At 58.6% G+C, this 13039-nt stretch carries 12 protein-coding genes and 5 tRNA genes; 3 read left to right on the forward strand and 14 right to left on the reverse strand.

The window, feature by feature from the left end; all coding sequences use genetic code 11:
* Positions 1-218: 218 nt before the first annotated feature.
* The 8 genes from JHD62_RS01845 to JHD62_RS01880 all read right to left on the reverse strand — a co-directional run bounded on the left by JHD62_RS01845 (position 219) and on the right by JHD62_RS01880 (position 3684).
* Positions 219-292, reverse strand: a tRNA-Cys gene (locus JHD62_RS01845).
* Positions 293-334: 42 nt separating this feature from the next.
* Positions 335-410 (reverse strand) — tRNA-Gly (locus JHD62_RS01850).
* A gap of 31 nt (positions 411-441) precedes the next feature.
* Positions 442-517: transfer RNA gene (locus JHD62_RS01855), tRNA-Gly, on the reverse strand.
* A gap of 46 nt (positions 518-563) precedes the next feature.
* Positions 564-639: transfer RNA gene (locus JHD62_RS01860), tRNA-Gly, on the reverse strand.
* 28 nt (positions 640-667) lie between these two features.
* Positions 668-743 (reverse strand) — tRNA-Gly (locus tag JHD62_RS01865).
* A gap of 88 nt (positions 744-831) precedes the next feature.
* The gene (gene pgsA, locus JHD62_RS01870) at positions 832-1413 is read right to left on the reverse strand and encodes a CDP-diacylglycerol--glycerol-3-phosphate 3-phosphatidyltransferase (protein ID WP_045845694.1); all 582 of its coding nucleotides are present in this window, start codon (positions 1411-1413) and stop codon (positions 832-834) included.
* A 26-nt stretch (positions 1414-1439) separates the two neighbouring features.
* The gene (uvrC, locus tag JHD62_RS01875; RefSeq protein WP_082086323.1) at positions 1440-3245 is read right to left on the reverse strand and encodes an excinuclease ABC subunit UvrC; all 1806 of its coding nucleotides are present in this window, start codon (positions 3243-3245) and stop codon (positions 1440-1442) included.
* Between the two features lie 4 nt (positions 3246-3249).
* Positions 3250-3684 carry a DUF4124 domain-containing protein gene (locus tag JHD62_RS01880; protein ID WP_199101546.1) on the reverse strand — a complete coding sequence of 145 codons (435 nt, stop codon included), beginning with the start codon at positions 3682-3684 and terminating at the stop codon, positions 3250-3252.
* Positions 3685-3817: 133 nt separating this feature from the next.
* On the opposite strand from JHD62_RS01880, the gene guaB reads away from it, so the two are divergent.
* Entirely contained in the window at positions 3818-5281 is a 1464-nt protein-coding gene (guaB, locus tag JHD62_RS01885) for an IMP dehydrogenase (RefSeq protein ID WP_045845691.1), read from the forward strand.
* Positions 5282-5369: 88 nt separating this feature from the next.
* Here guaB and JHD62_RS01890 read toward each other — a convergent pair whose 3' ends face one another.
* Positions 5370-5855: a GyrI-like domain-containing protein gene (locus tag JHD62_RS01890; protein WP_199101547.1), complete on the reverse strand. Its 486-nt coding sequence runs from the start codon at positions 5853-5855 to the stop codon at positions 5370-5372.
* Between the two features lie 13 nt (positions 5856-5868).
* Positions 5869-6741, reverse strand: a complete 873-nt coding sequence (locus JHD62_RS01895; protein ID WP_199101548.1) for a GyrI-like domain-containing protein — start codon at positions 6739-6741, stop codon at positions 5869-5871.
* Positions 6742-6942: 201 nt separating this feature from the next.
* On the opposite strand from JHD62_RS01895, the gene JHD62_RS01900 reads away from it, so the two are divergent.
* Both JHD62_RS01900 and JHD62_RS01905 read left to right on the forward strand, forming a co-directional pair.
* Positions 6943-7815: an alpha/beta fold hydrolase gene (locus JHD62_RS01900; RefSeq protein WP_199101549.1), complete on the forward strand. Its 873-nt coding sequence runs from the start codon at positions 6943-6945 to the stop codon at positions 7813-7815.
* 141 nt (positions 7816-7956) lie between these two features.
* Positions 7957-8814, forward strand: coding sequence for an HDOD domain-containing protein (locus JHD62_RS01905; protein WP_199101550.1), 858 nt, complete (start codon positions 7957-7959; stop codon positions 8812-8814).
* 67 nt (positions 8815-8881) lie between these two features.
* Here JHD62_RS01905 and JHD62_RS01910 read toward each other — a convergent pair whose 3' ends face one another.
* The 4 genes from JHD62_RS01910 to nrdR all read right to left on the reverse strand — a co-directional run bounded on the left by JHD62_RS01910 (position 8882) and on the right by nrdR (position 12995).
* Positions 8882-10372 (reverse strand): carboxypeptidase M32, encoded by a 1491-nt coding sequence (locus JHD62_RS01910; protein ID WP_199101551.1) that lies wholly within the window; start codon positions 10370-10372, stop codon positions 8882-8884.
* An 85-nt stretch (positions 10373-10457) separates the two neighbouring features.
* Positions 10458-11159 (reverse strand): hypothetical protein, encoded by a 702-nt coding sequence (locus tag JHD62_RS01915; RefSeq protein ID WP_199101552.1) that lies wholly within the window; start codon positions 11157-11159, stop codon positions 10458-10460.
* Between the two features lie 165 nt (positions 11160-11324).
* Positions 11325-12431 (reverse strand): bifunctional diaminohydroxyphosphoribosylaminopyrimidine deaminase/5-amino-6-(5-phosphoribosylamino)uracil reductase RibD, encoded by a 1107-nt coding sequence (gene ribD, locus JHD62_RS01920; protein ID WP_199101617.1) that lies wholly within the window; start codon positions 12429-12431, stop codon positions 11325-11327.
* Positions 12432-12536: 105 nt separating this feature from the next.
* A complete protein-coding gene (gene nrdR / locus JHD62_RS01925; RefSeq protein WP_045845686.1) occupies positions 12537-12995 on the reverse strand; it encodes a transcriptional regulator NrdR in 459 nt (152 codons plus the stop codon).
* Positions 12996-13039: the final 44 nt, after the last annotated feature.

Here is a 13039-nt window from a genome sequence, read left to right on the forward strand (position 1 = left end):
CCCCCCCCCCCCCCCCCCCCCCCCCCCCCCCCCCCCCCCCCCCCCCCCCCCCCCCCCCCCCCCCCCCCCCCCCCCCCCCCCCCCCCCCCCCCCCCCCCCCCCCCCCCCCCCCCCCCCCCCCCCCCATTTTTAGATGTGTATAAGAGACAGATTGAGAGAAATAAAACAAAAAACGCCCAACATCTGTTGGGCGTTTTGGCTTGCGGGGCAAGTTTATTTGGAGGCGCGGGCCGGAGTCGAACCGACCTACACGGATTTGCAATCCGGTGCATAACCGCTTTGCTACCGCGCCGTAGCTGGAATTCAAACAGCACATTGTCTGTTTGATAAAATTTGGAGCGGGAAACGAGGCTCGAACTCGCGACCTCAACCTTGGCAAGGTTGCGCTCTACCAACTGAGCTATTCCCGCGTCGTGGGTACTACGTGTTTGCTAGTGTAGGTGGAGCGGGAAACGAGGCTCGAACTCGCGACCTCAACCTTGGCAAGGTTGCGCTCTACCAACTGAGCTATTCCCGCATCGCATGGTACTACCAAACAATTTTACTACTGCCAATACAGTGGATGGAGCGGGAAACGAGGCTCGAACTCGCGACCTCAACCTTGGCAAGGTTGCGCTCTACCAACTGAGCTATTCCCGCGTCGCATATACTGCTGCAAATCAAGAAGTGGAGCGGGAAACGAGGCTCGAACTCGCGACCTCAACCTTGGCAAGGTTGCGCTCTACCAACTGAGCTATTCCCGCATACAACTTGGTTTGCTTCTCTTGTCTGCCACCGAAGTGGCGTCGAGAGAGTGCGAATTATAAGGGTTTCTTGGCCCCTGTCAACACTTCACACATCAATTTTTTTACCGGAAAACTCACGTGCAGCCATGCGCAGATAATAAACCATTGACCACAAAGTCAAAATTACCGCGATCACCATGAAAATATTTCCCAGCAGCAAGGTGCTGACGCCAGGCAAAAGCGGGCCCGCATACAGCAAAAGCAAGATGGCCAGCATTTGTGCCGCCGTTTTCAGTTTGCCGATATAGGCTACGGCCACACTGCCACGACTGCCCATGCCAGCCATCCACTCGCGCAAGGCGGAGATGGTGATTTCGCGACCGATGATGATCATGGCCATCCAGCCCGGCGTGCGGCCCATTTCAACCAGCAGGATGAGCGCAGCGGCCACAATCAGCTTGTCGGCCACCGGGTCCAGAAAAGCACCGAATGCCGATGTCTGCCCCAGTTTACGGGCCAGAAAGCCATCCAGCCAGTCGGTCCAGGCCGCGAGAAAGAAGATGAGCGCGCCTACATTGTTGCGGTCGGTCGCCATCAGCATGGAATCTGGCAGAAAAAAGACGGCTACACACAGGGGTATCAGCGCAACGCGCAGCCAGGTGAGGAAGATCGGCAAATTGAAGGGCATGTGGTTAATCTGCTTATGGTTTTCGTTTAATGCAAAGCCTGGTAGATCTTTTCCGCGAGGGTTTGACTGATGCCATCTACCTGGGACAAATCGTCAATACTGGCTGCCACTACACCACGTAAACCACCAAAGCGCAGTAACAATTGCTGACGTCGCTTGGCGCCAACGCCCGGAATCTCTTCCAGCGTGGATGCCGTGCGCGCCTTGGCGCGTCGTGCGCGGTGTCCGGTGATGGCAAAGCGGTGTGCTTCGTCCCGGATGGTCTGGATCAGGTGCAATGCCGGGTGGTCACTGCGCAATTGTAGCGTCTTTTGTTGATAAGGGAGGATGAGCGTTTCCAGCCCGGGCTTGCGTTCTTCGCCCTTGGCCACGCCGATGATGGGCAAGGTAAGGCCCAGTTCGGCAAAAACCTCCATTGCCACACCCACCTGGCCCTTGCCGCCATCAATCAGTACGGCATCAGGCAAAGTCCCCTCCCCTGCCGCCAAACGGCTGTAACGGCGGGTAAGCGCCTCGCGCATGGCTGCATAGTCGTCACCTGGTTTGGCCGTTTCGATATTGAAGCGACGGTACTGGCCCGGCTGCATGGCTTCCTTGTCATACACCACGCAAGAGGCCACCGTGGCTTCACCCATGGTATGGCTGATATCGAAACATTCCAGCCGCTGCACTCCTTCCAGGCCCAGGGCTTCGTTGAGCTGTGCCAGGCGATGCTGCTGCGTGGCCTTGCTGCTCAGACGCTGGCTAATTGCCAGCGCGGCGTTCTTTTCGGCCATTTCCAGCCAGACGCGCCGTTCGCTGATGGGGTTGCTGACCAGATGAACCCGTCGCTCCGACTGTTGCTCCAGCAGTTCGCGCAATGCTGCTGATACATCCTGATTGACAATGATGACCGGCGGCATGGGCGCACCCAGATAATGCTGGGCGAGAAATGCATCCAGATGGCTAGCGGCATCGTCGTCAACCGTCCCCTGGGGAAAGAAGCTCTTGTCTCCCAGATGGCGACCGCCACGTATCATCACCAGATTGATGCACACTAGCCCGCCGTCGGCGACGGCGGCCACCACATCGCAATCCTGCTGGCTGGCATTACTGGAAACAAACTGCTTTTCCTGCACCCGGCTCAAGGCCTGGATCTGGTCGCGCAGTTCGGCCGCCTGCTCGAACTCCAGCGCCAGCGCAGCTTGTTCCATGCGCTGGGTCAGCGTGTCGATCAGCTCATTCTGCCTGCCTTGCAAAAAGGCAACTGCGCTTTGCACATCGCTGCGGTACTCCTCCGCCGAGATATGTTCGACACAAGGGCCGGAGCAGCGTTTGATCTGGTATAGCAGGCAGGGACGCGAGCGGTTGGCAAACACCGCGTCTTCACAGGTACGCAGGCGGAATACCTTTTGCAGGATCTGGATGCTTTCGCGTACAGCATAGCTATTGGGATAAGGGCCAAAGAACTGATGCGGTTTCTTGGGTTCACCCCGGTAATACGCCAGTTGCGGGAAGGCGTGGCCAGAGAGCATCAGATAGGGGTAGGACTTGTCATCCCGGAACAGGATGTTGTACTTGGGTGCCAGCGCCTTGATCAGGTTGTTTTCCAGAATCAGCGCTTCGGCTTCCGAGCGGGTCACCGTGGTTTCGATATTGGCAATCTGCCTAACCATCAGCTGGATGCGCGGGGAGTGGTCGGTCTTCTGGAAATAAGAGCTGACCCGCTTTTTGAGGTCGATGGCCTTGCCCACATAAAGCACATTGCCCGACGTATCGAACATGCGATAAACGCCGGGCAAATTGGGAAGGTTGGCCAGTACCGATTGGGGATCGAAACTGTTTGTTGTCATGAGTTCACTGATTACACCAGTTTTGCACATCCTGCTGGGCTTGCTGCAACAGCGCACTGCGCTGGCTGTCGGTGGCCAGCGCATTGCTGCCCGGCATCTTGATCCGGCCGTTTTGCTGAATCGCCGCCTGGTTTTCCCGCGCTCGCTTACAGTTTTCCTGTGCGACCTTCTTGTTTTGTTCTTTCACCTTGGCATTGTCGGCCGCGATTTCTGCGTTTTTCTTGTCAGCTTCGCTTTGCGGGGCCGACTTGACCGTCTTGGCCGGGGATGAAGCAGGACCGTAAGCGCGTACATTCACCTGCTTGGCCTTGGAGCCTGGCGGCGGCTGATCAGAAAAAACAGTCTTGCCGTTGGCATCGACATACTGATACACCTCCGCCATGACCGGGGCGGACAGCACACATGCAACAAGCACACTCAGAATCGCAGGGGATTTCATTGTTTGGTGTCCTAAGCTGAAACATGCTGATTGTACGGTGTAGGCAGGCTGATCGCAAAAGCAAGCATCAGCATTTTTTGCAACACATCAACAGTCTCGGTATAATGCCGCTTTGCCGCAAAGGAAACGCCAGATGCGTATCATCGAGAAAGCCTATACTTTCGACGACGTTCTCCTCGTCCCGGCCCATTCTGAAGTTCTGCCGCGCGACGTAGTCCTCTCTACCAAACTCACCCGCAATATCACGCTGAACCTGCCTCTGGTTTCTGCCGCAATGGATACGGTTACCGAATCCTCGCTGGCCATTGCCATGGCACAGGAAGGCGGCATTGGCATCATTCACAAGAATATGTCGGCCGACAAGCAAGCTGCGGAAGTGTCCAAGGTAAAACGCCACGAAAGCGGCGTGGTCAAAGACCCGATCACCATTGCCCCGGACATGCTGGTGCGCGATCTGGTCCTGCTGACCCGCCAACACAAGATTTCCGGCCTGCCGGTGATCGAAAACGGCAAGGTTGTTGGCATTGTCACCAACCGTGACCTGCGTTTCGAAACCCGTCTGGAACAAACCGTCGGTTCCATCATGACGCCGCGTGATCGCCTGATCACCGTGAAGGAAGGCGCCAGCATCGACGAAGCCCGCGAACTGATGCACACCCACCGCCTGGAGCGCGTGCTGGTGATCAACGATCAGTGGGAGCTGAAGGGTCTGATTACCGTCAAGGACATCGTCAAGACCAGCGAACACCCGAACGCCAACAAGGACAGCCAAGGCCGTCTGCGTGTAGGTGCTGCCGTGGGTACTGGTGGTGATACCGAACAGCGCGTGGCCGCACTGGTTGCCGCCGGCGTGGATGTGATTGTGGTGGATACCGCCCACGGCCACAGCCAGGGCGTGATCGAACGCGTGCGCTGGGTAAAACAAACCTACCCGCAAGTCGATGTGATTGGCGGCAATATCGCTACCGCTGCTGCGGCTCGCGCACTGGTGGAAGCCGGTGCCGATGGCGTAAAAGTGGGTATTGGCCCGGGTTCCATCTGCACCACCCGTATCGTGGCCGGTGTGGGCGTGCCGCAACTGACCGCCATCCACAATGTTTCCGAAGAACTGAAAGGCACTGGCGTGCCGATGATCGCCGACGGCGGCATCCGCTTCTCCGGCGACATCTCCAAGGCACTGGCTGCCGGTGGCAACTGCGTGATGCTGGGCGGCATGTTTGCCGGTACCGAAGAAGCACCTGGTGAAGTCGAGCTGTATCAGGGCCGTTCCTACAAGTCCTACCGCGGTATGGGCTCGCTGGGTGCCATGAGCCAGGGTTCGGCTGACCGTTACTTCCAGGACAGCTCCAACGCTGCCGACAAGTTCGTACCGGAAGGTATTGAGGGTCGTGTACCGTACAAGGGCCCGATCGCTGCCGTCATCCATCAGCTGATGGGCGGCCTGCGCTCCTCCATGGGTTACCTGGGCTGCGCCAACATCGATGAAATGCATGAAAAAGCCGGATTTGTGGAAATCACCTCCGCCGGTATGCAGGAATCGCATGTGCACGACGTACAAATCACCAAGGAAGCGCCGAACTACCACGTTTCGCGTTAATCCTTCGTCCCTTAGTCACAGTCGGTCTTGGACCGCTTGACGAACAAAAGCCCGCATTTAACGATGCGGGCTTTTTTGTGGCTGTTACTCAGGCCAAGGGCAGTAACAAGCGGGTACGCCATGCCTCCGGTGCCACATCATGCGGACCGATCAAGGCTTCATCCAGCAAGGGGCGTTGGCCAATTTGATCGCCACTACCCGGCAACCACTCTTGCAGCAACCAGTTCCATGCCGCTGCCATCCCCTGATACGGCCCAGCATGTACAATGCTGGCATAGCGCCCTGCCGCCAGCTCGCCATAGACAAAGCCCAGTTCTTCCACTTCGGCAGCAGTCAGTGACAAAGCCGGGGGAGGTGTCAGGCAAGCCGCCGCACGCAATGCCTGCGGCGCAACCGTGGCAGGGTCATCCAGGTACTGCCCGAATGCGCGCACGGCTTGCGGGCCTGCTGCATGCTGCTGCATCAGCGTGCGCAAGGCAGCAAAAGCAGCAGCGATGCCGGAATATGGCCCCTGGTGCGGCTTCATCAGCACCGGCAGCGGCTGTTGGTAATGGATGATTTCTACCTGATACATGATGGGCTCCGGTTTAATCTTGCAAGGCCAACAGCAAACGGCTGCGCAGCTGGGTGGGCGACGTATTGTAAGGGGAGTTCAGATACTGCTCGAGGCAAGGCAGGTCGGCGGGCTCCTCACCGCTTTGTGGCAACCAGTGACGATACAGCTGATCCCACGCTGTTTTCAGTTCGGCATACGGCCCCACATGCTCAAGGCACGCATATCGTCCCGCCGGGATCTCGCCATGGACAAAACCTTGAGCAGTCAGCAGATCATCATTCAAACTGAATCCGGCTGGCCGGCTGACACTGGCGATAGAACGCAAATCAGCCGCTGTCACCTCATCCGGGTCATCCAGATACTGGCCGAATACCTGCAAGGGCTCGCCGCCTGCAGGCATGGGCCCCACCAAGGCATGCAAGGCATCAAAAGCCTGACCTATCCCCATATACGGCCCACGATGATGCCGCTGCAATACCGGCATGGCGGGTAACACAATGATGCTGACGCTGTGCATGACACGCTCCTGTAAAGTGGTGGACATGAGCAAACGTCGCTGACGATAGCGTCCAGGCGTCTCGCCATAGTGCTTGCCAAAAGCGCGCACGAAAGCAGCACTGCTGCCGAAACCGGCGCGGCTGGCAATCACGGGAAGCGCACGCAGGCCTGCCGCCAACTCGCCAGCCGCCCGGTGCAACAGCATGCGCTGGCGAGTTTGGCTCAGCGTCTCGCCCATCAGCGCATGAAACAGGCGATGAAAGTGGTAGGGCGAGAAGCAGGCCTCCTCGGCCAGCCTCTCCAACGAGACGGATTGATCCAGATGCCGCCACAGGTAATCCAGTGCGCGCATCAGGCGCTGCGAATACAAGGTACCGGGGCCGTGCTGGCGATAGGGTTTGCTCATGACGGACAGTCTAGGTGAGAGGCGTTGATCGATTTTGCGATTTTAGCCTGTCCGGTCAAGCCGCAGCGCCTTTCCCCGCATGCACCCTTTCGCTCTTGCGCTACATGCTGGCAGCCGTGTGCTTGGCAGGCAGTTGATGGTGAGGGCAAGCTGATTTTTCCGTACACTGATGCCCTGCCCATTCCTGCCGACTAGCCTGCCATGCAACCTGTTAAGCCCAGCCGTAGCGAATTCATCACCTTGAACCGGCACCACTACCATCTGCGCCACTGGGGCGATCCTGCAGCCCCTTTGCTGGTCATGCTGCATGGCTGGATGGATAGTTCGGCCACTTTCCAGTTTCTGGTGGATGCCCTGCCCGGCAACTGGCATGTGGTGGCACCCGACTGGCGCGGCTTTGGCGACAGCGCCTGGAATACCGGCAGCTATTATTTCCCCGATTACCTGGCCGATCTGGATGCCATGCTGGACCATCTATCGCCCAATCAGCCCGTACACCTGCTGGGTCACAGCATGGGGGCTATGGTTGCCGGCATTTATGCTGGCGTCAGGCCAGCGCGCATCGCTCGGCTGTCTCTGGTGGAAGGCTTTGGCCTGAATGCCACGCGTCCGGCTGAAGCCCCGGGCCGCTATGCCCGCTGGCTGCGCGAACGGCAGGAGCCGCCCGTCTTCAATCCCCTGGACAGTCTGGAAAGTGTTGCGGCCAAACTGATTGAACGCAGCCCGAGGCTGGAACAGCCCGCAGCCCTGTGGCTGGCCGCTACCCTGACCCGTTGCAATGAACAGGGCGAGCTGGTTTACCGGGCAGACCCACGCCATAAAATGGTTAACCCGGTGCTGTACCGGCTGGAAGAAGCCAAGAGCTGCTGGCTGCGCATTACCGCACCAGTGCAATGGGTGATTGGCGGGGCCCACTGGGACCACCCCATGGCCAAGGGGGTGAGAGACACCCTGCCGGAACGTCGCGCCTGCTTTGCCCGCTTGCAGGAAGATGTCATTGCCGATGCTGGCCATATGGTGCAGTGGGAACAGCCGAAGCGCCTGGCGCAGGTCATTCAGTCCTTCCTGCTTTAAGCTGTATCCAGCAACGTTTTCAGACCAGCATCAAACACGCTTGACCAGTGTCAAAATTGGCAAACAAGTGCACAAGATGGGCCTACATTGCGTAAGAAGGCTGATAAAATGAACGATAACCCTACACTCTAGTTGCCCAGCATGACGCCCTTGATCAGCACCGACGAACGCGACGAGCTCCTGAAAAACCTGGTTATCCCTCCTCGGCCAGATGTGCTGGACAAGCTGATGGGCTTGCGTCAGGACCCTGATATCACCCTGCAAAAGCTGGATGACATCATCAATGAAGACCCGGCGTTGTGTGTGGCCATGCTCAAGGCTGCCAATACGCCCATTCTGGGTCGCGGCCGGCACATCACTTCGGTGCATCAGGCAATCAGCCTGCTGGGTATCAAGAATGTCATCAGTCTGGTAAGCGGCCTGGTATTGCGCACCCGGCTGACGGCGGAAACTCCGCCAGCACTGGAACAGTTCTGGGATGGCACCTTGCAGATCGCCATGATCAGCTCGGCCCTGTGTGACCGCATTGTCCACGTCACCGACGACTGCCGCAGCTTTGCCCTGTTTCACAACTGCGGCATGGCCATCATGCTGATGCGCTTCCCCAGTTACAGCCGCACGCTGCGCCTGGTGGAAATGGCCAGCGATGACCGTATCGGGCTGGTGGAGCAGGAACTGCACGGCACGCGTCATGATGTAGTGGGTTATCTGGTGGCCCGTAGCTGGAATATGCCGGAAAACTTTGCCAAAGCCATCCTGATGCAGAATGACGATACGGTGATGGATACCAGCCCGGAGGCTCCGCTGGACCACGATGGCCGCATGATGGTGGCGGTAACCCGTGCAGCACGCCATGTATGGCGTACGCTGACCCCAGGCAAAGAAGATGCCGGCTGGGAGGCCCGCAAGGACGAGGTGCTCAATTACCTGGGCATGTCGGATGTGGAATTTGAAGACTGGGTGGATGCCATGCATCAGGAACTGGCAGTCACGGCATAAGCAGGGCCACCCCGACAAAAAAACCGCGTGTCAGACACGCGGTTTTTTTATTGCTGGTGACGAACAATCAACCGAGGTAGCGGGCCTGCAGATGTGCACGGAAATAGTCCGGATTCAGCGTTTCCCCACATGCACGGCTTACCAGTTCTGCGGTGGAATAGCGGCTGGCCTGGCTCCAGATGTTCTGCTCCAGCCAGTCAAACACGGCACTCAGCTCTCCAGCTGCAATGCGTTGGTCCAGGTCCGGCATACTGCGGCGCATCACGGCAAAGTACTGCGCAGCGTACATCGCACCCAGTGTGTAGCTGGGGAAATAACCGAAACTGCCGTCAGTCCAGTGAATATCCTGCAGGCAGCCTTGACGGTAATTGCCACGGGTGTCCACACCCAGATAACTTTGCATTTTTTCATCCCACAATGCCGGAATGTCTTCTGGCTCGATATCGCCTTCAATCAGCGCCTTCTCGATTTCATAGCGCAAGATCACATGGGCGGGATAGCACAGCTCGTCGGCATCCACCCGGATGTAACCCGGATGGACACGGCTGTAGAGCAAGGCCAGGTTTTCCGGAGCAAAGGCCGGCTGCGTGCCCAGATGCTCGCCAATCAACGGTGAAATCAGCGACAGGAAGGCCGGGTTACGGCCCAGTTGCATCTCGAAAGACAGGCTTTGGCTTTCATGGATGCCCATGGAACGTGCACGTCCCACCGGCAGATGCAGCAAGTCGCGCGGCAAGCCCTGCTCGTAACGTGCGTGCCCGGTTTCGTGGATGATGCCCATCAGGCTTTGCATGAAGTCATCTTCCCGATAGCGCGTGGTAATACGCACGTCTTCCGGCACGCCACCGCAGAAGGGATGCACGCTGACATCCAGCCGGCCGGCATCAAAGTCGAAACCCAGCAGGCCCATCACTGCCAGGCCCAGTTGACGCTGCTGCTCCACCGGGAAGCTTCCTTGCGGCAGCAGCAGTTTTTCCTGTGCCTGCTTGTCCATTACCTGGGCAATCAGCCCCGGCAGCCAGCTTTTGACCGCAGCAAAGATGCGGTCGATATCGGCACTTTGCATGCCCGGTTCGTACTTGTTCATCAGGGCATCGTAAGGCGTGCAGCCCTGGGCGGATGCCAACAATTGCGCTTCCTGACGCGACAGCTTCACCACTTCGCGGAAGTTCTGCAAAAAGCCGGTCCAGTCATTGTTGGCACGTTGTTCACGCCAGGCATGTTCACAACGCGCACCAGCCAGTGCCTGGGCTTCCACCAGTTCGGCCGGCAACAGATTGGCCTGCTGCCACTCACGGCGCATCTCGCGCAGGCTGGCTTGTTCGAATTCGGTTTTGGCTTCCTGCTCGGCTTGTTGCAGTTCTTGCGCCAGGGCGGGGTCGGTCAGCGTGGCATGCATCAGCACCTCAAGCTCGGCCTGTGCGGCTGCCCGCGCCTCATTGCCTTTGGACGGCATCATGGTGGCTTGGTCCCAACCGGCGATGGCAGCCAGATGGGCATAACGGTGCAAACGGGTAAACCGGGTCAGCAAGGATGCATAAGCCGAGGATTGCGACATGCAAACTCCAATGGATGTGCCGGGCAGCGCAGCCGTTTGTCAGGCGTAGTCTGCTGCTCCGGCAAGGTTGATGGTATGGCGCTCTTCAGTGCTGGCGGGTGGTATTACCCGGTTGCAACAGGCCGAGCGGCTGGGCTGCCTCTTCGGCAAGGTGAATCCGCTCATGGGCCGGCGGAAATGACAGCCAGTAATAGAAGTACTCCCGCGCCAGCTGGACAAAGGCTTTCTGGTTTTGCGCATCGCTCAGGTGCAGCAACATGGCATCCACCACCATGCGGAAGCTGTCCGGACGGTAGGGTTGGCCCGACAGCAGGAACAACATGGCTTTGAGCAGGTATTCCCGCTCCTGGATGTCCACTTCGGGCATACCGTCTTCAAACAGCTTGCCCAGATAGATTTCCAGTGAAGGCGGGAAGGTATTGAAGCCTTGCTGCTGCATGCGTTCGAGCAGGGATGCCAGCGAATCGGCCATTTCCAGCCGTACATTGCGCGTGGTGAAACCGGAGCGGGAGGTGATTTCCACCAGCTTTTTGACGTCACCAAGCCAGAAATAATAATACTCGCGGGCGCAGGTCAGGGCGGTAACCCGGTCTGCCACTTCGGAGTCGTTGACGAAACGCTCCACCACCCGGCGAAAGGATTGGGCATCCCGCGACACGCCAACCAGCAGCGGCAGCAAGCGGTCCAGCAACTGGCGGCGCTCCTGCAATACCTGCTCGCTGGCACCCTGGCGCAGGATCAGGCGCAAATAGGCATCCAGTGCCTGTTGCAGGGCTTCCCTGTCCATGGCTGGAAGTGCTGAGGCGTTCTCGGTCATTGGCATGTACTCGCAAGGTCGGCCTGTGCCGCTGCAGTCTTTCGTCGCGTATGTGCGCCGTAAAGACCTGTTTCATTGTGGAACAGGATCAGGGCTTCGGCCAGACGATTTCTCCACTGGCCGCAGCCCGGTACTTCAAGGCTGGGCAAACGTCATGTTGATACGGATGTCGGCGCCAACCATGCGCACATCCTGAATCTTCACCTGCTGTTTGTCGGCCAGATCTTCCAGCGCAGGCCAGGCAAACAAGCCCTGTGCCGTACTGCCCACCAGCGCCGGGGCCAGGAACAGGATGGCTTCGTCCACCAGCCCGGCACGCACCAGTGCACCATTCAGCCCGGCACCCGCTTCGATCATGAGTTCATTGACACCACGTTCGGCCAGTCGTTGCATCAGCATGGGCAGATTGGCGTGACCGGCATCTTCGGGCAGCACCATCAGTTCGGCACCGCGCTGCAAATACGGCTGGTGCCGCAGCGGGTCGGCAATGCTGGTCACCAGCAAGGTATTGCCACCGTGGAAAATGCGCCGGTCCGGCGGGGTGACCAGACGGCTGTCCAGCACTACCCGCAGCGGTTGCTGCGGCAAAATGAAATCACGCACGGTCAATTGCGGATTATCCACCAGCACCGTACCGCTGCCGGTCAGGATGGCGCAGCTGCGCGCACGCAGCTTTTGCACATCGTGACGGGCGGCAGGGCCGGTTATCCATTGGCTTTTTCCGTTGAGCAATGCCGTCTTGCCATCCAGTGTGGCGGCAGCCTTGAGCGTCACCCACGGACGTTGCCGCTCCACCCGCGACAGAAAACCACGATGAACGCGGCGAGCCTCGGCTTCCAGCAGCCCTGCGGTGGCATCGATGCCGGCAGCACGCAGCATGGCCAGTCCGCGACCGGCAACCTCATGGTAAGGATCCACCATGGCGGCCACCACGCGTACCAGCCCTTCCTGGATCAGCCGTTCGGCACAAGGTGGCGTCCGGCCGTGATGACTGCAAGGCTCCAGCGTGACATAGGCCGTTGCACCCCGCGGTGAATCACCACGCGCCAGACAGTTCTTGATGGCCTGAATTTCGGCATGATCGCCACCCACTTGCAGGGTGGCACCTTCGCCAATCACCTGGCCATCGCGCACCAGTACACAACCTACTCCGGGATTAGGTGCCGCCCGACGGGTGGCGGACTCGGCCAGGCGTAGCGCCTGTTGCATGAATACATGGTCTTGCGGGGAAAACAACGACATCAACAAGCCTTCCAGCGGAATGAGAATGGCCACGTCTGACTGGCAGGCAGCGGCCGATAGCGTAAGCAAGCAAGCTGACCGGCAATGCAGCGGTCAGGCTGATAGTCAGTGATTGGACTTCTGGATTTCCTTGATGGCGTCGGAGAATTCGGAAATATCCTGAAAACTGCGATAGACCGAGGCAAAACGCACATAGGCCACCTTGTCCAGCTTGGCCAGCTCGTTCATCACCATTTCACCGATCTGCCGGCTGGATACTTCGCGCTCACCCAGTTGCAGCAGCCGATGGCAGATACGATCAATCGCATCATCCACCAAGGCGGTGGGAACCGGGCGCTTGTGCAGGGCACGCAGAAAGCTGGTACGCACTTTCTCGATATCGAATTCGGAACGATGGCCACCAGACTTCACCACCTGCGGCATGCGCACATCAGCGGTCTCGAATGTCGTGAAGCGCTTTTCGCAAGCCAGGCAACGACGACGACGACGGATGCTGGCCCCGTCTTCACTGACGCGGGAGTCGATGACCTGCGTATCGGCATTGCCACAGAAAGGACATTTCATGACGTGTCAATCCAGTGTGTTTGATATGGTCTGATGGTATCAGC

This window comes from Aquitalea sp. ASV11, assembly GCF_016429185.1.
GTDB classification, from domain to species: domain Bacteria; phylum Pseudomonadota; class Gammaproteobacteria; order Burkholderiales; family Chromobacteriaceae; genus Aquitalea; species Aquitalea pelogenes.